At 61.3% G+C, this 22,196-nt stretch carries 9 protein-coding genes; all 9 read right to left on the bottom strand.

Annotated features, from left to right (window positions below):
- Window positions 1-6 precede the first annotated feature (6 nt).
- Window positions 7-4,677: a type I polyketide synthase gene (locus tag ABD76_RS04335; RefSeq protein WP_197254542.1), complete on the bottom strand. Its 4,671-nt coding sequence runs from the start codon at window positions 4,675-4,677 to the stop codon at window positions 7-9.
- On the bottom strand, window positions 4,670-7,294 hold the full coding sequence (locus ABD76_RS04340; protein ID WP_197254544.1) for a non-ribosomal peptide synthetase: 2,625 nt from the start codon (window positions 7,292-7,294) through the stop codon (window positions 4,670-4,672). The genes ABD76_RS04335 and ABD76_RS04340 overlap by 8 nt, the downstream gene beginning before the upstream one ends.
- Window positions 7,295-7,326: 32 nt before the next feature.
- Window positions 7,327-16,539 (bottom strand): non-ribosomal peptide synthetase/type I polyketide synthase, encoded by a 9,213-nt coding sequence (locus ABD76_RS04345; RefSeq protein WP_197254546.1) that lies wholly within the window; start codon window positions 16,537-16,539, stop codon window positions 7,327-7,329.
- Window positions 16,540-16,543: 4 nt separating this feature from the next.
- Window positions 16,544-17,725 carry an acyl-CoA dehydrogenase family protein gene (locus ABD76_RS04350; RefSeq protein ID WP_197254549.1) on the bottom strand — a complete coding sequence of 394 codons (1,182 nt, stop codon included), beginning with the start codon at window positions 17,723-17,725 and terminating at the stop codon, window positions 16,544-16,546.
- Between the two features lie 3 nt (window positions 17,726-17,728).
- The gene (locus tag ABD76_RS04355) at window positions 17,729-17,980 is read right to left on the bottom strand and encodes an acyl carrier protein (protein WP_006675303.1); all 252 of its coding nucleotides are present in this window, start codon (window positions 17,978-17,980) and stop codon (window positions 17,729-17,731) included.
- A gap of 5 nt (window positions 17,981-17,985) precedes the next feature.
- Window positions 17,986-19,050: an HAD-IIIC family phosphatase gene (locus ABD76_RS04360; RefSeq protein ID WP_197254551.1), complete on the bottom strand. Its 1,065-nt coding sequence runs from the start codon at window positions 19,048-19,050 to the stop codon at window positions 17,986-17,988.
- A gap of 13 nt (window positions 19,051-19,063) precedes the next feature.
- Complete coding sequence (locus ABD76_RS04365) at window positions 19,064-19,918, bottom strand: 3-hydroxyacyl-CoA dehydrogenase family protein (protein WP_197254553.1); 855 nt, start codon at window positions 19,916-19,918, stop codon at window positions 19,064-19,066.
- 3 nt (window positions 19,919-19,921) lie between these two features.
- Window positions 19,922-20,653, bottom strand: coding sequence for a thioesterase II family protein (locus ABD76_RS04370; RefSeq protein ID WP_197254556.1), 732 nt, complete (start codon window positions 20,651-20,653; stop codon window positions 19,922-19,924).
- 276 nt (window positions 20,654-20,929) lie between these two features.
- A complete protein-coding gene (locus ABD76_RS04375) occupies window positions 20,930-22,183 on the bottom strand; it encodes a serine hydrolase domain-containing protein (RefSeq protein ID WP_242069356.1) in 1,254 nt (417 codons plus the stop codon).
- Window positions 22,184-22,196: the final 13 nt, after the last annotated feature.

Genomic DNA, 22,196 nt, shown 5'->3' on the forward strand with positions numbered 1-22,196 from the left:
CCCCCTTCACGTTCTCTCCCGCTTTTGAAGCCGCTGCTTCAACCGATTTTTGCCGTCATGTATCCGTTCGGAACGATCCGCCGTCTCTTCCGGCGGCACCGTCTCCTTGTCCGCCGCCCGCCGAAGCGATTCGGCCAGCGAATGTATGGTCGGATGGCTGAACATGTCAACGACCGCCACTTCCCGCCCCAGCGCGCGCTGCAGCTTCGCATTCATTTGAATGATATCGAGGGAAGTAGCGCCAAGCTCAAAAAAGTTGTCGTGCAGGCCGACCTGATCGAGGCCAAGATAATCCCGCCACAGGTCCGCCATCGTCTGTTCCAGCTCGTCCTCCGGCGGAGCATATGCCGTGCCGACATCGGGACGGGCCGCTTGCGGGCCGGTTCCGTCCCGTTCCTTGTCCATCAGCGAGTGCAGCGTCGATGCGCGCGCGGTATGTACCCGCAGCGGCAAATCCGTCGTCGAGACCAGCACTTGCGGCCGGCGGCATGCCAGCGCTTGCCGGAAGACCGCCACTCCTTCTTCCGGCAGCAGCCGCGTCAGCTTGTCCGGACCCTGAGCCCGGACGCCCGCCTGCGCCGCAATCGCCGCGATCTCTTGCTCGGCTGCCGCGGCCATGCCGACGGTCTGCCAGCCGTCCCACGCAATGGCGACGACAGGCGTGCCGCCCTCCGCCCGCTTGCGGCAAGCGTAAGCTTCGAGATACGCATTGGCCGCGCAATAGCCGGCTTGGCCGACGCCGCCCAGCGCGGTGGTCAGAGAAGAGCACAACACCAGGAAATCAAGCCGCATGCCGGCCAGCACCCGGTCGAGCACCCGCGTGCCGTTCACCTTGGCCGCCAGGGCGCGTTCATCCGTCTCCCGCGTGCGCCGCTGAATGAGCGCTCCGTCGGATATCCCCGCCGCGTGGATGACGCCATGAATCGCGCCGAAGCGGGCCACGGCCTCGGCGGCTACCTGCTTCATCCGCGCCTCGTCGCACACATCCGCCTTGCAGACAAGCACCTCGGAGCCGTACCGCTCGAGTTCATCCAGTGCGCCGCGCTTGGCCGCTCCTTCGCCGTCCAGTCCCGAACGGCCCACCAGAATCAGCTTCGCCTGCACCGTCTTGGCCAAATGTTCCGCCAGCGTCAAGCCGATGCCGCCAAGCCCTCCCGTGATCAAGTACACCCCGTGCTTCCGCAGGCCGGTACCGGCTGCGGGCGCCGGCAGCCGAGCGTATTTTTGCACCCAGCGGTGCGCCCCGCGGTAAGCGACGAACAGGTCGTCGGAAGGGGCGGCTATCTCCGCGTGCAAGCGCTCGACCAGGGCTTGCTGCCGTTCCGGCTCGCTCTGCCGGAGCGAATCCGCGATATCGATGCTGCGGCAGCGCACATGGCCGTACTCTTGCGGAATGACCAGACAAGCGCCAATCGCCGCCGCTTGTTCCGGCTGCAGCCGCTCGTCGCCTGTCACTTCCTGCATATGGGAGGTCACGATCGCAAGGTGCAGCTCCTCTTGAATTCCGCAAGATCCGATGGCCCGCGCGAGCGCGAGGAGACTGTAATAACCTCTATCCAACGCCCGGTCTTCATCGGAAGGAATCGGCGCATCCGCTTCCCCGGCCTCCGCCGCGAGCCACGCGTGAATGATTCGGTCAGGCGCTCTTCCGGCTTCCGTCAGCGTCCGCAGCAGACGCTCATAATGCTCCGGTTCCCCGGGATTAATCCGGTATGTCCAGTCATTCAATGGCGAGAATGAATCCGAAGGATGCACGGCGACGACAGTGCGGCCAGCTTCCCGCATGCGGTCAACCAACCGCGGGATGATCCCGACCTCCGGCGAGAAGACGACCCAGAGGCTTCCTGAACGCTCGGAGCCCGTCTCTTCCTGCAAAAACGATCGTTCCCACACCGGAGCGTACAGCCACTCGCGGACCGTGTTCCGTTTGGCGAACCCGGCGCTGTCTTGCGGGCGCGAATCCGGGTTCCGCTTGCGCGCGAGCCCCTGCTTCAGAACATCGATCTCGAACGGCGGATCGACCCAATAACGGCGGCGTTCAAACGGATAGGTCGGCAGAGCCGTCCGCTTGCGCCGCTCGCCCGCATGGAACGCTCTCCAATCCGGCCGGGCTCCTTCCAGCCACAGCCGTCCGACCTGCTGCAGCAAATATTCGTCGTCGCGGGCTTGCTCCTTCGGATGCCGGACGAGATTGACGGCCGCGTGGCGCGCCGTCTTGTCGGGATGCCGGCGCACGAATGCGCTGAGCGCGTTGCCCGGACCCGCTTCCACGAACACGGCTTTGCCGTCCCGCAGCAGCTCGCGGAGACCGTCCGCAAAACGGACGGTGCCGCGCAAATGCCGGACCCAATACTCCGGCTCGACGGCTTCCTCCGCCGTGATCCAGGTTCCGCTTACATTTGAAATATAAGGAATGGCCGGCGCACGGAGCGTCATTTCGCTGACCTTCCGGCGGAACGGCTCCATGATCGGCTCCATCATCGCCGAATGAAAGGCATGGGAGGTATGGAGCCTCGAGCAGGCATGCCCCGCTTCGGCAAGCTGCCGTTCCAGCCGGTCAATCTCGTCATGCGGCCCCGATGCGACGCACAGCGCCGCTCCGTTCACCGCCGCGATCGAGACGCCGTCAGCGAGAAGCGGCTTCAGCTCCTGCTCCGGCAGCGGCACGCTGAGCATCGCTCCCGGCGGCATGCCGTGCATCAGTCTCCCCCGCAGCGCGACCAGCTCCAGCGCTTCTTCCAGCGTCATCACTCCCGCCAGGCACGCGGCCACGTATTCGCCGGCGCTATGGCCGATCAAGGCGCTCGGCTTCAAGCCCCATTTCATCAGGAGCTGCGCCAACGCATAGGAGAAAATAAACATGAGCGGCTGGGTCACGTCGGTCTGCTTCATGCGCTCGGCGCACTCGGCGGCCGCATCATTCCCGGCCGGATACAGCAATTCCTTCAGATCCGCGTCCAGCAGCGGACGGACGATGTCGCAGCACCGGTCCACCGCCTCGCGGAAGTCCGGCTCCCGCTTATAGAGATCAAGTCCCATGTTGACGTACTGCGCGCCTTGACCGGGGAACATGAACACCAGCCGGGCCTGGTCGTTGTCGCAGCTCCGGCTGTGAACCCGATCCGGGGGCAAGGTCTCCAGCAATTCCCGCGCTTCCTCCGCGGAGGAGCAGACGAACATGCGCCGATGCCGGAACGCCCGGCGGCCGATCTGCAGCGTGTAGGCCACATCGGATAGCGGGAGGCCCGGATGCTCCCGCAAATGAGCGCCCAGACGGGCCGTGGCTTGCTCCAGTCCGGATTCCGTCTTGGCGGACAACAGCACGAGCTGCGCCGCTCTCCCCTCGTCTCCGTCCGGCTGCGGCGGGGCTTCCTCAAGCACGACATGGATATTGGTTCCGCCGATGCCGAATGAGCTGACGCCGGCCCGCAGCGGATAGCGCTCGTTCGTCCACGGGATTAGCTCCGTATTGACGATGAACGGGCTGTTCGCAAAATCGATTTTGGGATTGGGCGTCTCGAAATGCAGGCTCGGCGGGAGCTGCTTGTGATGCAGGGACAGCACGGTCTTGATGAACGCCGCGACACCGGCGGCGCTGTTCAAATGGCCGATGTTCGTCTTGACGGATCCGATACGGCAAAACCCTGTTTTCTCCGTCTGAAAAGCCAGCTTCAACGCTTCGATCTCGACCGGATCGCCGAGCGCGGTGCCTGTGCCGTGAGCTTCCACATAGCTGATGCTCTCCGGCGCGATCCGGCCCATGCGCTGCGCCGCCCGAATGACCTCCGCCTGGCCCTCGATGCTGGGAGCGGAGAATCCCACCTTGCGCGTGCCGTCATTGTTGGACGCCGAGCCCTTGATGACCGCATAGATGCAGTCGCCGTCGGCGATGGCCTGCTTCAACGGCTTGAGCACGACGATTCCCGCCCCTTCTCCTCCGACGGTCCCCTTCGCTTTGGCGTCAAACGCCCGGCAATGCCCGTCCGGCGAACTGACCATCCCTTCTTCATACAGATAGCCTTCCGTGCGGGGAACCGTCACGGTCACTCCGCCGGCCAATGCCATCCTGCACTCGCCCGTCAGCAGCGCCCGGCAGGCCATATGGATCGCCAGCAGCGAAGTGGAGCAGGCGGAATCGACGTTCACGCTCGGCCCTTTCAAATTCAGCTTGTGAGAAATTCGCGTGCTCAAAAAATCTTTGTCCGATAAAGCCAGCGCCGCGAATTGCTCGGCCGTGCTCTCGCTGCGCGACAGCATGGCCACCAGCTGCCAGTAAATGCTTGCCGAAGCGCCGGCGAACAGCCCGATGGCGCCGTTCGTCTGCTCGGGATCGCAGCCAGCATGCTCCAGCGCCTCCCAAGCGCATTCATGAAAGATGCGAAGCTGCGGATCGATGACCTCCGCCTCGCGCGGCGAGTAATCGAAAAAGTCGGAATCAAACCATTCCGCATCAGGCACTACCGCCTTCGCTTTCACATATCGCGGGTTGCGGATCAGCTCGGAATCGACACCGGCCGCCTCAAGCTCTTCATCGGAAAAGAAGCGGACCGACTCTTTCCCGTTTTTCAGATTGTCCCAATATTCCTCTATATTCCGCGCGCCGGGAAATCGCCCCGCCATGCCGATCACGGCAATTTCGAGTCCGGTCGCCGCTTGGGTCTGTTGGCTCTTAGTCATCGTGCGCCCCCTCCAATAGGAGCAGCGTCTGCTCCATCGTTGCGAATCCCGCATCTAGTTCCTCGTTGTCCGCCATATCTTCCGGTCTTTGCGCCTCGCCGCTGTCCAACCGCTGCAGATAACCGCTGAGCGCCGCAATCGTCGTGTACTGGAACATCACGGGCACGGGAATTTCCCGGCCGAACGCTTCTGTCAGCTTGTTGACTACCTGCACGAGCTGGAACGAGTTCCCGCCCAGATCGAAAAAGGTATCCTGCACCCCGACTTTATCCTCGCGAATGGACAATACTTCGGCCCAGATCCGGACCAGCGTGCTCTCGATGTCGCCGCGCGGCGCGACATATTCCTTGCCGGTATGAACGATCTCCTTCGGATTGGGCAAAGCCTTGGTGTCCAATTTACCGTTCGCCGTCGCAGGGAGCCGCTCCAGGCGGACGAAATAGGACGGAATCATATAAGCCGGCAGCTGCGGGGCCAGATAGTCCCGCAGTTCGGCCGCGGACAAGCCGGCCGGGCCGGTATAGTACGCGCAAAGCATGTTTTGGCCGTTCTCGTCCTCCCGGACCCGGATCGCCGCCTCGCGGACTTCCTCATGCGCGCGAAGCAGCATTTCGATCTCCCCGGGCTCGATGCGGTACCCCCGCACCTTCACCTGATCATCCTGACGGCCGCAGTACTCCAGCATGCCGTCGGGGAGCCAGCGCCCCAGATCGCCCGTCCGGTACAGACGCTCCCCCGGAACGAGCGGGTGGGGCACGAACCTCTCCGCCGTCAGCTCCGGCCGGCCGAGATAGCCGCGGGCCAAGCCTGCGCCCGCGACGCATATTTCGCCCGGCACGCCCGGCGGAAGCAGTTGAAGGTCGCGATCGAGCACATACACTCGCGTATTGTCGATCGGCCGTCCGATCGGGATGACGCCTTCATCCGTCCCGATTTCGGCGAATGTGGTCACCACCGTATTCTCGGTCGGCCCGTAATTGTTGAAGAGCCGGAAGCTCCCCGGCACGTAGCGCTTCAAGCGGTCTCCGCCCGTTAACAGTATCCGGAGGGTCTCCGCTCTCCGATCCGGCAGGTCCATGAACTGCTCGCACATCATGGTCGGCAGGAAGGCGATCGTAATGCCCTTCTCCGCAAAAAAGCCGTTCAGCTTGCGCGCATCCAGCCGGATGTCCGCAGGCACGATATGAATGGCTGCCCCCGCCAGCAGATACGGGAACACCTCCCATACCGAAGCGTCGAAGCCGAATCCGGCGTACTTGATGCTGCGGTCGGATGGCGTCACGCCGAAGGCGCGATTATGCCAGCACGCCAGATTGACGAGCGAGCGATGCTCAATCATGACGCCCTTCGGCAGTCCGGTAGAGCCCGACGTGTAGATAACATAAGCCAGCGCTTCGGGATCGGCCGCCGTCCCGTTCTCCGCGTCCCCGCCGAACAGCCCCGCCTCATCGAGGCACAGCGCTTCGCGGCCGGCCGTTCTCCCGGCCAAAGGCCGCTGCGTCAGCACCACGCGCGCGCCGCTGTCCTCCAGCATGAAGGCGATGCGCTCGTCGGGATAATCCGGATCTATCGGCAAAAAAGCGCCTCCGGCCTTCAATGCGGCCAGCATGCCGACCATCATGTCGGCGGAGGGGGCGAGCAGCAAGCCGACGATCTCGCCCGCCTCCAATCCGGCCGCCCGCAGCCTCCGGGCCAATTGGTTGGCCTTTGCGTTCAGCTCGCCATACGTCAGCCGTCCTTCCTGGCTGACGACGGCCGGAGCGTCCGGCGTGCGCGCCGCCTGTTCCTCGAACAAGCGGTGCACGGCCTGTTCCCGCGGATACTCGGACGAGCCTCCGGCCAATGGGCCGAGAAGCCGCTCCTTCTCCCCCGGCAGGAGGATAGGGATGCTCCGCAGCGGCTGATCGGGATTCGCCAGCGCCTCCCGCAGCAGGAGCATGTATCGGGAAGCGAGGCTTGCCATGGTGCCGCTGCGGTATAGCCGCGCATTATATTGGATTGCCCCTTCAATCCCGTCCTCCGTCCTGCGGAAGCGGAACAATGTCTTCCATTTCACGTCCCGGAAATACCGCTCATCGTGAATATTGTTCAGGAGCAATGCCGTCTCGAACAGCGGATGGGCGAGCGGATCGTCAGCCGGAAGGCCCAGTTGCCGGGCTGCGAGCTCCATCGGATAGCTCTGGTGCTCGACGGCTCCCACTATCGTCTCCTGCATTTGAAGCAGACATTGCCTGAATGAGAGGGAGCCATCCAGCTTGGCCCGCAGCGGAAGCACGGCATTGATGAATTCGGCTTCCTCCCGCTGCCTGTAAATCGGAGTCCCGATGATGACATCGCTCCGGTTCGCCAGCTTGGCCAGCAAGGCCGCGAGCGCGGCGCATAACACCACATGCAGCTTCGAATCCGATCCGTTGCTTACTTGCAGCAAGCGGGCCGTCAGCTCCGGCGGCAGGCACAACGGAGCTTCTTCCGCCTGCATTCCGGTTCCGCGCGCATCGTCGCAAGGAAAGCCGCTCTTGTCGTATTCTCCGGATAAGGCGGCCAGCCAATAGTCCCGCTCCTTGCTTTTTTGGGAAGCGGCCACCGCCAATCTGTCCAATCTGCTTGCCAACCCCATTGCCATACCTCCCTTAGTTCCGCGAAAACCGCTCATAGGCCGAATTCCCCCTGGGCGCCGGCGAGAAATACCGCCTCCGGCTCGGCCAGATGATGCGCAATCTCAATCTCCCTGACCTTCTTGTCCGGATGGGCCAGCACGTCAGACACGATATCCTGCAGGTATGCGGCAAAGCACTCGATCGTGTCGCGCTGAAACAAGCGGGTGCTGTATTCGAATTTGAACGCCAACCGGTCTCCGTCCTCTTCCGCGATGAGCGACAGGTCGAAATGGGAAGCGTCGTGAACGAACGGGAATGGCTTCAGCATCAAGCCGGGAATGCTCATCTCCGGATTCTGCATGTTCTGCAAGGCGAACACGACATCGAAAATCGGATTGCGCCCCAGTTCGCGTTCCCTTCCCGCCTGCCGCACCATTTCCTCGAATTGGAAATTCTGATGAGCGAAGGCGTCCAGTGTCGTCGAGCGCACGGCTTGAAGCAAAGCGGTGAAGCTCATCTCTTCTTGAAGCCGGTTCCGGAGCGGAAGCATGTTGACGAACTTGCCGATAATAAGCTGCAGTGCTTGCTGCTTGCGGCCGACAACCGGGGTCCCGACCACGATGTCATCCTGTCCGCACACTTTGGCCAGCAGCAGGTTGAAGATGGCGAGCAGGGCCATGAACAACGTCACGTCTTCCCTCAGGCAGAGCGACTTCAAGGCTTGGGTCCGCTCTGCATCCAGCTCGAACGGAACGAGGCTGCCGGCGAAGCTTCTCGTGTCCGGACGAGGATAGTCCGTGCGCAAGGACATCCGCGGAGCGTCCTTCAGCCGCTCCAGCCAGAACGCCCCCTGCCGTTTCATCTCGTCCGTGTCCATCATCCGGTTTTGCCATTCGGAAAAATCTTTGTATTGCAGCGGAAGCTCGGGCAATTCGCGCCCGGCATACAGAGCCAGAAAGTCGTTGACGAAAATGTCCTGCGACAAGCCATCGGAGACGATGTGGTGCATATCCACCATCAACACATGCCGGTCCTCCCCGAGCTTGATCAGTCCGGCCCGCATCAGCGGCGCCCGGGTCAAGTCAAAGGGGCGCACGAATGCCGCCACCGCGGCGCGAATCCGCTCATCCGCGTCCTCCTCGCCGTCAAGCGGCGTGACGGCGGCGCTGTAGTCCTCGTATTCCAGTTCGATCGCGACGGCTTCGTTGATTTTCTGCATCGGCTTGCCGTTCACGAGCTCGAACGATGTGCGCAAGCTTTCATGCCGCTCCACCATCTGCCGCAGCGCCGCTTCCAGGCGCGCCCGGTCGAGCCGCCCCTCCAGGACGCCCGCGACGATTTCGTTGTACCCCGTATGCCCCTGTTCCATCTGCTGAATCAAATAGAGACGCTTCTGCGCCGAGGACAGCTCGTAATAGTCCTTCGCCTCGGCCGGCTCGATGTCGTGATAAGCGCTCCGTTCCGCCCCGTCGATATAAGCGGACAACTGCTGAATCGTCGGCATATTGAAAAAAACGGGCAGGCCAATCTCGACGCTCAGCTCTTTGTGAATCGCGGAGACGACCGTAATCGCTTTGAGCGAGTCGCCGCCCAGTTCGAAAAAGTCGTCCTGCACGCCGATCCGGTCGATGCGGAAAAACTGCTCCCACATTGCGCACAGCTTCCGCTCCGTCTCCGTGGCAGGAGCCGCATATTCGCCGGACAGCGCCGGCCGGGAGTAATAGGAGCCGTCTCCTTGCGGGAATGCTTCCGGCTCCTCCTGCTGCCCCTCCCGTCTTACCCACTTGTCGATCCGCGCGCCCAGATCGCCGGTCGAGATGACGATCTGGCTCATGTCCCGCACCGGCAGCAAGCGCCGCAGCAGCTCGACTCCCTCGGCGGGGGCAATGAGCAGCTCGGATATCGAAGCGCCCGCTTGCCCGCGAATCGTCTGATCCGCCTCCAGCTGCCAGCCGTCCCAGTTGACGCTCGTCCACGGCACCGGCTGGCGGCGGTTGCGATCATGCACAAAGGCATCCATGAAATGGTTCGCCGCCGCGTAGGCGGAAAAGCCCAAGCCGCCGAGCATCGGAGACAATGACGACGCGAGCAGGCAGAAATCCAGATCTTTGCCTGCCAGCACCCGCTCCAGAACGAGCAGGCCATACATTTTCGCCCGGAAATGCTGCTCGCATAACGGCTCGTCCGTCTCCTCAAGCATGCGGAAGGCAGCGTCTCCCGTCATCCCGGCCGCGTGAATCACCCCGTTCAACGGGCCGAACGCCGCCTCGGCTTGCCGGATGGCCGTCTCCATTTGTTCTTGATCGGCGGCGTCCGCGGACAGCACGAGCACTTCCGCCCCCTGGGCTTCGAGCTGGCGCAGCTTGCCAATCTGGACGCTGACGGCCTCTTCCTTCCCATGGGCAGACACCCATGCATCCCACTCCTCGCGAGGCGGGAACGGGGAGCGGCTGGTGAGCGCCAGCTTCGCCTGTACGCTTCCGGCGAGATAACCGCCAAGCGTATGGCCCATGTATCCTAGCCCGCCCGTAATCAAATAGACGCCGCCTGGACGCAGCCCCGGCGTCTGTGCTTCGGGCTCGCTTATTTTGAACGGCTCATAGTCGAGCACCCACCGCGCGTTGTCGCGATAGGCTATCGCCAATTCGGTTCCGACAACGCCGAATTCGTCCAGCAGGCGGCCGATCAGCCTTTCCCGCTGCCAGCTCCCCGCTTCCGGCAAGACGATGTCGATGCTGCGGCACTGCATGTGCGGAAGCTCCTGCGGAATGACCCGGCACGGGCCGAGCACCGTCGCCTTCTCCGGATGCAGGACAGGCTCGCCCGCGATGGCATGCACGCTGTCGGTGAACACCCACATGCGCATTTCTTCCCGGACCTGCTGCCGCTTCAACGCTTTGGCCGTATACAGCACGCTGTAGAACCCGAGATCCTGCGCAGCCCGTATCGTTGTCAGGTCCGAACCGGATGGGCCGGATACGCCCCAGGCATGCAGTATCCGGTTCGGCAGCCGCCCGTGTGCTTGAAGCTCGGAGAACAGCTTCGCGTAATGCCCCTCGTTCCGCGGGTGGAGCGTATACTGCATCGCTCCTTCTTGCTCAAACCGCTCTCCTGCCCGTACCGTGACGACATAGGCTCCACGTTCGGAGAGATGCTTGGCGATGTCCGCAGCCAATCCCGCGCCGTCGGCGAAGACAAGCCAAATGCCGGCAGTGTCTCCCTTCAAGCTTGCGGGAGCGGCAGGCGCCTTTTTCCACGTCGGCACATAGAACCAGTCGGACATGTCGGCCTGTTTGCCCATTTTTCCGCTTGATGGGCGGCCCTTGCCCTGGCCCGTTCCCGGCGCCGCCAGCGCGCCCCCGCCCCCGGAAGCTTGAGGCCAATAGCGCTCCCGGGCGAACGGATAGGACGGCAAGGAGACAATGGCGCGGGCATCTCCGTGGAACGCTTGCCAATCGATGGACTGGCCGTGCAGCCACAGCCTGCCGATCCGGTTGACCAGCAAGGCGCTGTCCGATCCGCCGCGCTGCGCTGGGCGAACCAGGTTGAGAGCCTGTTGTTCGCGGCCGCCGCCGAGGTGCCGGCGCGCGAGCAGCGTTAAATCCTGGCCGGGTCCGATCTCGACGAACAGCCTGCGCGGTTCTTGAACCAGCAGCGCCATGCCGTCGGCAAAGCGGACCGTATCCGTCATGTGCCGAATCCAATAATCCGGGTCAGCCGCTTCCTCCGCGGTGATCCACGTGCCCGTGGTCGTGGAGACATACGGTATGGAAGGGGGGCGCAATCGCACTTGGCGCACGGCGGCGGCGAACGGTTCCTTCACCGCGTGCAGCAGCGATGAATGCCCTGCCGTCGCCACCGGCAATCTCATGCACATGATTTTCTCCGCCTTCATGCTGCGCTCGAACGCGGCGATATCTTCCTCCGAGCCCGACACAATGCACGACGGTCCGTTCACGACGGCCAGCGACAAGGTGCCGTTCAGACGGAGCCTCAACTCCCGCTCGGGCAGCGGCACGCTGAGCATCGCCCCCGCCGGCGCCTGCTGCATCAGCTCCCCGCGCAAGATGATGAGCCGCATCGCATCTTCGAGAGACAGGACATCCGCGAGGCAGGCGGCCGTAAATTCGCCGAAGCTGTAGCCGATCATCGCTTCCGGCTTCACTCCCCACGCCATGACAAGCCGCGCCAGCGCATATTCAAACATGAACATGACCGGTTGAATATGCTTCGTCTGATTCAATTGAAGGGCTGCCGCTTCCGCGTCCGCGGACGGGTACAAGACGTCCTTCATCTCGCGGCCGGCAATGTCGCGGTACAGACGGAAGCAGCGATCCATCTCCGCGCGGAACACCGGCTCGTGCCGGTACAAGTCCGCTCCCATATTGACGTATTGCGAGCCTTGCCCGGAGAACATGAACACGATTGAACTGCGCCCGTCCTCCGCCGCGAAGGTGATGACTTTCCGTTCATCGAAGCTGTTGCCGCCTTCAGCCGGCGTCAACGCCTCAATCGCTTCCTCGACCGTGCCGCAGGACAGGATGCGCCGATACTTGAAATGCCGGCGTCCGCGCTGCAGCGTGTACGCGACATCCGCGAGGCTGAGCTCGCGATGCTCCTGAAGATAGGCGCCCAGATTGGCCGTCATCGCATCCAGCGCAGCCGGCGTATGGGCCGACAGCGCCAGCAGTTGGCTCGGCCGGGCCGCCCCTGACGCTTCGCGCGCGGGAGCCTCCTCCAGAATGACGTGGGCATTCGTCCCGCCGATGCCGAAGGAGCTCACCCCGGCCCGCAGCGGCCCCGCCTCGTTCCGCCATTCGGAGAGCGCCGTATTCACGACGAACGGGCTATTGGCGAAATCGATGTTCGGATTCGGCGTCTCAAAATGAAGGCTGGGCGGAATCCGCTTATGATGAAGCGCCAATGCCGTCTTCATCAAGCCGGCCACGCCCGCCGCGGCGTCCAGATGGCCGATGTTCGTTTTGACGGAGCCGATGCGGCAAAAGCCGGTTCTATCCGACTGGAACGCCTTCGTCAGCGCTTCGATCTCGATCGGATCGCCCAGCGACGTTCCCGATCCGTGCGCCTCCACGTACGTGATGCTGTCCGCCGGAACTTGCGCCGCTGCCAGCGCTCTCTTAATGACGTCCCTCTGGCCCTCCACGCTCGGCGCCGTATAACCGACCTTGCGGCTGCCGTCATTGTTGATGGCCGATCCTTTGATGACCGCATAGATCCGGTCTCCGTCCTTCTTCGCGGCCTCCAGCGGCTTGAGCGCGACGAAGCCGACGCCGTCTCCCCCTATCGTGCCTTTCGCCTTGGCGTCGAAGGTGCGGCAGTGTCCATCCGGCGACTTGACCATGCCTTCCTGATAGAGGTATCCCGATTTATGAGGAAGCACGATGGACGCGCCGCCGGCCAGGGCCAGATCGCAATCGCCGCTGAGGATGGACTGGCACGCCACATGAACGGCCACCAGCGAGGTGGAGCAAGCCGTTTGCAAGCTGATCGCGGGCCCTTTCAAATTCAGCTTGTGGGAAATGCGAGTGCTGACCGTATAGGTATCGTTCAGCGAATCCACCTCGAACATGTCCGACAAGTTCCCGTGCAGCCGATCGGACAGCTGCGACAACCAATGGAAGTTGTTCGTCACGCCGGCAAACAGGCCGATCGACCCGCCGAAGCGTTCCGGATCGCATCCCGCGTCCTCCAGGGCATGCCAAGCGCATTCATGCAGCAGCCGGACCTGCGGATCCATAATGGCGGCCTGATCGGGAGTGTAGCCGAAGAAGGCAGGATCGAAGCGATCCATTTCATCGAGCACGCCTTTCGCCTTGACGAATTCCGGCCGCTTCAAAAGAGCGCGGTCAAAGCCGTACTCGGCCAGCTCGTCATCCGTAAAGAACGAGATCGACTCCTGTCCCTGCTCCAGGTTGCTCCAGAATTCGGCGATGCTGCGCGCGCCGGGAAATCTGCCGGCCATCCCGATGACCGCGATGTCGCGGCTGCCTTCATTCCCTGGCCCTGCCGAACCGGCGATCGGTCGGGAACGTCGGGACTGCGGCCCGCCCTCACGGCTGGCCGCTGCCTGATCGTTGGCCCGGCCCCTCGCCCCGCCGTACGCTTCCCCCGCCAAATGGGCCGCCAACTCATGCACGGTCGGGTATTGGAACAGCGTGACGATAGGCACTTCACGCTTCAACTGCCTTTGCAGCTTGCTCTGGAGCTGAATCAGATTGATGGAATTGCCTCCGATTTCAAAGTATTTATCGTGGATGCCTACGCTCTCCAGCTCAAGCACGGCCTGCCACGCTTCGGCAATGAGCCGCTCCAGCTCTGTCCGCGGCATCGCCGCTTCCCGGGCAGAACGGGCGCGCTCCGCAGGCGCGGGCAGCGCCTTGCGGTCAAGCTTCCTATTCGGCGTCAGCGGAATGCGCTCCAATTCAACGAAATGGGACGGAATCATGTAATCCGGCAATTTGGCGGCCAAATAGGCCCGGAGGTCGGATTCCGGAGCCTGCCCGGAAGCGACCACATACGCGCATAGTTCCGTATGGCCGCCCCGCCGCAGCGCCGTTACCGCCGCTTCCTGAATCGACGGATGCCGAAGAAGCATGGTCTCGATTTCACCAATCTCGATGCGGTGGCCGCGAATCTTGATCTGCTGATCGAGCCGCCCCATATATTCAAGGCTCCCGTCCTCCCGCCAACAGGCCATATCTCCCGTCCGGTACAGGACGTCCCCGGGACCGAACGGATCCGGCACGAATTTCTCCGCTGTCAGCTCGGGCTGGTTCAAATAGCCGAGCGCCACCCCGTCCCCGCCCACGACCAGTTCGCCGGGAACGCCTATCGGCAGCAGGTTATCGTGGCGGTCAACAATATAAGCCGTGGAATTGCTGATCGGCGGACCAATCGGAATATGATCGGCATACTCGCGATCGATTCGGAAGCAGGTCGAAATGACCGTATTCTCGGTCGGACCGTACGCGTTCCACATCGCCAGCCCCGGGCAGGCCTGCCGGACGGCTTCGATGTGCTTCGGCGACAAGACATCGCCGCCGACAATAAGATGCCGCAGGCCGGCAAACATCCGCGGCCGCTGCTGCGCCAGCTGGTTGAAGAGCGCCGGCGTCAGCAGGGCGACCGAAATGTTCCTGGACCGCACAAAGGCATCCAATCTGGCGCCGTCAAGCAGTGTATGCTTGTTCGCAATGTGCAGGCTCGCCCCATTCAACAGGGCCCCGAACACCTCGAACGTGAGGGCGTCGAAGCCGATGGCCCCTGCCTGAAGCATGCAATCTCCCGCTTCCACCTGCACGTAGTTCGTATTGCGGACCAGCCGCACGACATTGCGGTGGCCGACCGCCACCCCCTTGGGCGTGCCGGTCGATCCTGAGGTGTACATCACGTAGGCCGGATGCTCCGGCCCGTTCACCGACGGCATATCGGCTGCTTCGCCGCAGCCAAGCAGCCCTTCGTTCAACAGCCATACCTTCGTCTGTTCCGGCACAAGCGGCTCAAGACCGGCAGAAGCCAGTACTGTGCCTACCTTCCCGTCTTTCAGCATATAGGCGATTCGTTCGGCAGGATGAGCAGAGTCAAGCGGCAAATAGACGCCTCCCGCTTTGAGAATCCCGAAAATGCCGGCGATCATTTCGGCGGAGCGATTCGCCAACAATCCGACAATCTGGCCGCGTTCCAATCCATCCGCCCGCAGCGCGCGGGCAATCCGGTTGGCTTGTTCATTCAGCTCCCGGTAGGTGCAGGATCTCTGTTCATCCGTGACGGCCGTGCCTTCAGGCGCTAGCCGGACCTGTTCCTCGAACAATTCGTGAATGGTCTTCTCACGGGGATAGCTGGCGGTTGTCAGATTGAAATGCCGAATTTGTTCCCGCTCCTCCGCGGTAAGGATGCCGATATCTTGCAGTCTCGTTTCGTGGTAGGCCGTAACTTGGGTAGAGGTTTGGATGATTTGCTCGATGATGTAGAGGTAATGAAAAGCCAGCTTGGCCACCGTGTCGGAACGATGCGCCCGCTCGTTATAAGCGAAGGTCATCTCCAGTTCATCGGCTGCCGTGATGCGAACCGTCAGATCGAACTCGGTTTCTTCCTCGATATGGTGGGAAGCAATCGCAAGCGGCCCCTCGGCGCTTGTGACCGCCTTATCCAAAGGATAGTTCTCCACCACCAACAGCGAATCGAACGGGACGCCTTCCGCCCGCATCCCGCCGTATCCCTTAATGTTCGTCAAAGAAGTCCCCGCATGGTCCTCATGCGCCTGGATGGAACGGTTCACTTCGGCCAGGAGATCGGGCAGGCCGTGTTCGGGACCCGCCTTCATGCGAAGCGGCAGCGTGTTGATGAACAAGCCGACCATGTCCTCCATGCCGGGAATGCTTGTGTTGCGCCCGGATACGGTAATCCCGAACAACACGTCGTCGCTATTCGTATAATGCTGGAGCAAAATGCCCCAGGCGGTATAGAAAAGGGCCGCTTGCGTCACTTGCGCCGTCCGCGCAAACCGGTGCAGGTCCGCTACATAGGTCCCGCTTCGCTTTTCCGTATGCACGGCGATAGACGCCTTTTCCGCGCTTGCCCCGCTTCGCGACACCGGAATCGGCTTGGTCTGCAGCTCATGCAAATACCGGCTCCAGTAGCTCTCTCGCTTCTTCTTGTCCTGCTGCTGCAGCGACGCGACGAACTGCTTGAACGGCGGCTTGCGCCGCAGCTCCGGCTTCATCCCTTGTGCCAGCATGCGGTAGGCGTTCAGCCATTCCTTCAACAGAATGCCGGTGCTCCATCCGTCCAACAAAATATGATGGAAGCTGATGAGCAGCGTATGCTTTCCTTCGTTCTGCTTGCATAGCGTCAGCCGGAACGGCACCCGATCCAGCCTGAACTTCTCCTGTTTGTCGGCGGCGACCCGCGCCGCGATCCGGCGCGCCCGGGCCTCCTCGTCCAGTTCGGAATAGTTCTCGTAACGAATGACGGGCCGGTGCTGCTTCAGCACGATTTGTACGGGCTGATTCACCTCTTCCCACCGGAACAAGGTACGCAGCGCCTCGTTCGCCTGAACGACGCATGCCCACGATTGTTCGAACAGCGAGGTGTCGATGTCGCCGCTGATGCCCAATTCAATCAGCTCCACATACTGCGTCGTATCCGGATCCTTCAAATATTGGAGCAGCATGCCTGACTGCATCGGGGTTAACGCCATAATATCTTCAACATTGCTTTTGTCCAGTTTTTGCGGCTCCTGCACGCCGTCACCCCTCCCTTCCCGCTTGAACTGCCCCCTGCTTCTTGACCGCGTACTTCCGCAGGCCGTATTGGGCAATGACCTGTTGTTGAATCTGGCTCGTGCCCTCGATAATCTCAAGCACCTTGGCTTCCCGGAACAACCGCTCCGCCGGGTAGCCGCTGCGGCAGCCGTTGCCGCCATGAATTTGCACGGTGTCGTTCGTCACTTCCACCGCGGCTTTCGATGTAAAATACTTGGCGATCGTCGTTTGGTGGATGGCGTCCTCCGCCCCGTCGCGGCGCATTTCCCCTGCGCTGAGACAGAGCGATCGCGCGGCATGAACCTTGGTGACCGCATCCCCTATCATCCCTTTGACCAACTGGAAATGGTGCAGCTTCTCGCCGAATTGCGACCGCGACCGCGCATACGTCACCATCGCCTCCAGCGCTTCCGCCGCGATGGCCGCCCCCGCCCATGCGATGCTGTAACGGCCATGATCAAGAGCCGTGGAGACGACATAGGTAAAGCCTCCCCCTGCGTTGCCGAGCACGTTTTCAGCCGGAACCTCCACTTCATCGAAGTGAATCTCGGCGATATGGACCCCGCGGTTGCCAAGCATGCCGCCCATCGGGATGGTGCGCACCCCCTCGCGATCGCGCTCGACGAGGAATGACGTGATTTGTCCGGCCGAATCTGCGGCGATGACGACAAAAAAATCGGCGATTGCCGCAAACGATATCCATTTCTTGCTGCCGTTCAATATGTACCGCGCGCCTTCTTTCCGGTAAGTCGTCTGCACGCTTTTGGCATCCGAGCCCACGTGCGGCTCGGACAGGGCAAACGCCCCCAGCTTCTCCGCCCGCGCCATCTGCGGCAGCCAGAGCCGTTTTTGCGCCTCGGTCCCGAACCTCAGCATCGTCTCTCCCAGCAGCGAGGTTTGCACGGTCAGCAGCGCCCTCGTGTTGCTGCACGCTTTGCCGATCTGCTCCGTAAGCAGTCCATATGCCACCGGATCCAGCCCCAGGCCGCCGTACTCCTCCGGCCAACTGGCCGCCAAATACCCGCGCTCGCCCATTTTGGCGATCAGGCTGCGGGGGAGCTCCCCGTTGGCGTCGATCTTTCCGGCCAGCGGCCGAATCTCCCGGGCAGCGAACTGTCTGGCCTCCTCCACGATTTGAGCGGCAGAAGAGCATGTGTGAGCATTCATCCTTTATACCTCCTGCATATGCTTTTCGATGAGCCGGACGATATTGTTGAGCGTGCTGAAATTGGCGATATCCAAATCCTCGTTCCCGACCGTAATCCCGAACTCCTGCTCGATATAGCCAAGCAGCTTCATTGCGAATAAAGAATTGACAAAGCCCATTTGAAAAATATGATCGTCGTCGGAGAACACGGCTTCATCCTCGAATACAACCAGATTGCTCTCAATGAAATCGCGAATTTTTTGCTTGATTTCCATCGCGTTTACCCCTTTCTCCCTGCAACCGTCACCTTCACCTCAATATAAGGCGGGAACGGTTGAATTTGATTCAAGTCGTTTTTGAACAGAATATTCCCCTGGCCATCGTTTGAAACTTCGACAAAATTCGCGAACCGGTACGTGACATACATCATCTTGTTGCGATCCGTTTGTTTGAAGTCAGCCAGCAGCGTTTTCCCTTCCATTTTGGCCTGCTGCATAATATAGGTCAGCATCACGGTGCCCACGCCGCGCGACATCACCCGGCAGGACATAAGCAGCAGCTTCAAATGCCAGCAGTTCTCCTTCAACTCGATGAGAGCGAGGCCGATCTTGCCGTAGGAGCCGTATTTATCCGTGAGCTCGCACACCAGGAGCATATAATCCGGAGACTGTCTGATCCGGTCCAGCTCCTCGTAGCTGTAGGTATAGCCCGTCGCATTCAACTGATTGGTGCGGACGGTCAGCTCCTCCGCCCGCTTCAAGTCCTCCTCCCTGGCCTCGCTGATGACGAAGCGCATGCCGAGCGATTTCAGGAACGCTTCCTGGGGCCCGGAAAACGCCTCTTCCTCCCGTTTGCGCTGCATATCCTCGATATACATGGCGCGGCGGCGCTTCGAGTCTTCCGTGATGAAGCGGGGGTTGAGACGCGGATGCTCAAGCAGCCTGCCGTAGTCGGCCGCATCCATGCAGGCCACCTCCGGATGGACGCTTTGCACCTCGTCGCGTTCGAAGGGCTGATCGTCAATGAACAGAATCGTGTCCTTGCCGATGTTCAAGTTGCCGCATATTTTCTCTATCGATGCCGACTTGGCATTCCAGTTGATTTCGGGATAGAGGAAATACGATTCAACGCCGAATTCCCGCAGCTTGCTCATCGCGTGCTCCGCATCGTTCCTGCTCGCAATCGAATGCAGAATGCCCCGCGAGTCCAGTTCCGCCAGAATCTCCCGGATGCCCGGCTTCAGCGCGACCTCGCCCGACTCCAGCAAAATGCCGTCCCACATCGTATGGTCGAGATCCCATACGACGCATTTCACTTCCTTGACCTTTTCAGTGGCCTTGTCCATCGCCTTTTCCTCCCTACTTGTCGTAATCGAAAAATCCTTTTCCCGATTTTTTGCCCAAATATCCGGCATCCACCATCTTCACGAGCAGCGGGCAAGGCCGGAACTTCGGATCCTTGTAGCTGTCATACAGCACGAGCAGCGAGTTCAGAATCGTATCCAAGCCAATCAGATCGCAGGTGGCAAGCGGTCCCATTTTGTGGCCGAAGCCGAGGCGGAAAATTTTATCGACGTCCTGCGGCTCGGCTACCCCGTCCTGGACGGCCCATACGCATTCGTTAATCGTCAGCATCAGGACGCGGTTGGTCACGAAGCCGGGAAAATCGTTGACGACGACGGGGACTTTATCGAACGATCGCAAAAACTGTTCCCCGCAAGCCACGGTCTCATCCGAGGTATGCTCTCCCCGAATGACTTCCACGAGCTCCTTCATCGGGACCGGGTTCATGAAATGCATACCGATGACCTTGTCCGGTCTGGGCATCAGCGCGCCTACCTTCGTAATGGAAATGCAGCTCGTATTGACGGCGAAATACGCATCAATGCCGCATGCCTCCGACAGCTCCGTGTACACCGCCTTCTTCCGTTCCCAATCTTCCGTAATATTCTCGATGACGAACTGGACGCGCCCGAAGCCGTCATAGCTCGTCGTGAACGTAATCCGGTCGAGCACGTCTTCCAAGGCAAGCTGCTTCGCCTGCGGCTTGACCATTTTCAACAGCCGAAAATCGGTTCGAATCTTCTCCTTCGCCCGCCGCACGGCGTCCTCGCTGATATCTTTCAGTACCACCTCGTATCCGTAGCAAGCGAGATCCAAGGCGACATCGCTTCCCATTACACCTGCTCCGACGACTCCAACGGTTTGTATCATAGTTCACGGCTCCTTTTTTGCGGACATCTGAAATAGGGGACTGCATAATGCATCATTGATGAGCGACACCACCTGAACGACATGTTCATTAATAAAAAAGTGGCCTCCCTCGAATTCATGAAAACGGCAAGCCCGGCTGCCGTATCTCGACCACTCCGACAGGTCGTAGCCGGCGGTGGCCCTATCTTCTTTTCCGCTCAGCACGGACAAATCGCAGTGAATCCGGTCCGGCTTATCCTCAAAGCGGTGCGTCTCGACCAACTGCAAATCTCTGCGCAGCACCGGCAAAAACAGCCGCAGCAGATCTTCGCGCTCGAGAAGCTCTCCCTCGGTTCCTCCCAACCGCTTGATTTCCTCGCGCAGCCTGTCGTCGGACAGCGAATGAAGGATGTTGATCTTTTTGGCATGGGGAGGATAGGTTCCCGATACGAAAAGATGAACGGGTTCCCGCCCCATTCTCCGCTTGATGGCATGCGTCAGCTCGTAGGCGACAAGCGCTCCCATGCTGTGGCCGAACAAAGCGAAGTCGGAACCGTCCAACTGCCGCTCCAGGCATCCGCATAAATCGTCGATCATTTCATCCAGACTCTCGTAATGGGGCTCAACAAGCCTTTTGCCCCGGCCGGCCGGCTCCAGGGGATGCAACTCAATGCCGTCGCGGAGGTAACGTTTCCACCGCATGTAGACGGTAGCGGAGCCGCCGGCATGGGGCAGGCAAAACAGCTTGCATTTCATTTACTTCACCTCCTCAGCGGGGATGGGCAGGGGCAGACGCCTTACCTTAGGCAACAGCCAAACCGCGACAAAGAACAGGAACGCGATTCCTGCGGCAAAGCAGAACGCATAGATGAACCAGATGACGCTGACGGGACACCATACCGCGGCCACATCGAGCGGCAGGCCCGCAAAGATCTTGTCAAGCAGCTTCCCGATTCCCCAGAAGCATGCGCCCGCCGTCAGAATTGCGGCGCCGAGGACGAAGAGCCGCCTTCCCCGCGGCGGGACGAAGGTTCACCGCTTGCGGCGCAGTTGGAGCGGGATGCGAATCGCGGCCGCCGCCGGCACGATCAGGCTGACGGCAATGATCGCCAGCCCCGCCATCGCGATCCGGTCGAGCTGCGGGTAGAAGTCGGCCTGGGCAGGCGGCGGCTCCCGGTCCCGCAGCAGACTCATCAGGCCGGAGCCGATGTGAAACGTGTACGCGGAATTGATATTGGCGAGCACGCCTACGCCAAGCCGCTCCTGCGGCCGGAAGATGATAAAGGACGAGAAGTTGGGGTTGGAGCCTTGGTGCGATATTTCCTTCCCGTCGGCTGACACAAACCACCCCGCGGCATAGGAAGCGCCATTCTCGTCGGGCCCCGCGTTCGTATCGGGCCGGTGCGAACGTTCGATTATCGCCCGGTCGCTTGCGGATATGTCGGCCGCTCCCAACTGAAGCAGCAGCCACCGCCCGATATCGTCCGCATTGGCGACCAGGTAGCCGGCAGGCGTGTTCCCCCTGTAATCGGGAGCCTGATACAGCCGCGGCGAACCGAACCCGATCTTGTAGCCCGCGGCCAGCCTCTGCCGATCGTTCAACTGCGCCATCGGCATGGTGTCATGCAGTCCCAGCCGCTGCAGCATTCCGGACATATAAGCCTCGTAGGACATGCCCGATACTTCCTGGATAACCAGGCCCAGAACGTCATAATTAATGGTGGCGTATTGATACTTGCTTCCCGGAACGGTATCGAGATCGGTTCCCGACAAAGCCCGCACCGTGCGTTCCAATGCCTGCTCTCCCGAATCCTCCGGAATCGACGCGATCGAGGCGAACGGCACCCCGCTTGTATGATGCAGCAGTTGGCCGAGCGTCACCTTGACCGCCTGCCCTTCATAATTCAGTTGGAGCCACGGCAGGTAGCGGGCGACCGGGTCGTCGAGACGAAGCGCTCCCTGCTGCTCCAGTTCCAGCAAGGCCAAGCCGGTAAACGCTTTGGAGGTCGAGCCCAATTGAAACAAGGTAGAGCTGGTTGCCGGAATCCCGGCCTCCCGGTCGGCGAGCCCGAAGCCGTTCGCATAGACCACCCGATCTCCGCTCACGACGACAACCGCGGCGCCGGGACTTTGCGCCTTCTCCAGCTCGGCCTGCACGAACCGCTCGATGGCGGCGGCGTCTACATCCGGCCGGCCTTGCGGGGGAGGGGCTCCCTCTTCGGCAGCGAGCGCTGCCGGACGGACAAGCAGCGCAGCGATAAGCAGATAAACGGCAAGCCTCTTCATCACGTTTCTTTTC

The organism is Paenibacillus dendritiformis (assembly GCF_015845845.1).
GTDB lineage: Bacteria > Bacillota > Bacilli > Paenibacillales > Paenibacillaceae > Paenibacillus_B > Paenibacillus_B dendritiformis_C.

What these genes read in the sequence shown, in the direction of transcription:
- ABD76_RS04335 (WP_197254542.1), bottom strand. Translation starts at nt 4,677, where the DNA reads ATGACTAAGAGCCAACAGACCCAAGCGGCGACCGGACTCGAAATTGCC.
- ABD76_RS04340 (WP_197254544.1), bottom strand. Translation starts at nt 7,294, where the DNA reads ATGGGGTTGGCAAGCAGATTGGACAGATTGGCGGTGGCCGCTTCCCAA.
- ABD76_RS04350 (WP_197254549.1), bottom strand. Translation starts at nt 17,725, where the DNA reads ATGAATGCTCACACATGCTCTTCTGCCGCTCAAATCGTGGAGGAGGCC.
- ABD76_RS04355 (WP_006675303.1), bottom strand. Translation starts at nt 17,980, where the DNA reads ATGGAAATCAAGCAAAAAATTCGCGATTTCATTGAGAGCAATCTGGTT.
- ABD76_RS04360 (WP_197254551.1), bottom strand. Translation starts at nt 19,050, where the DNA reads ATGGACAAGGCCACTGAAAAGGTCAAGGAAGTGAAATGCGTCGTATGG.
- ABD76_RS04365 (WP_197254553.1), bottom strand. Translation starts at nt 19,918, where the DNA reads ATGATACAAACCGTTGGAGTCGTCGGAGCAGGTGTAATGGGAAGCGAT.
- ABD76_RS04370 (WP_197254556.1), bottom strand. Translation starts at nt 20,653, where the DNA reads ATGAAATGCAAGCTGTTTTGCCTGCCCCATGCCGGCGGCTCCGCTACC.
- ABD76_RS04375 (WP_242069356.1), bottom strand. Translation starts at nt 22,183, where the DNA reads ATGAAGAGGCTTGCCGTTTATCTGCTTATCGCTGCGCTGCTTGTCCGT.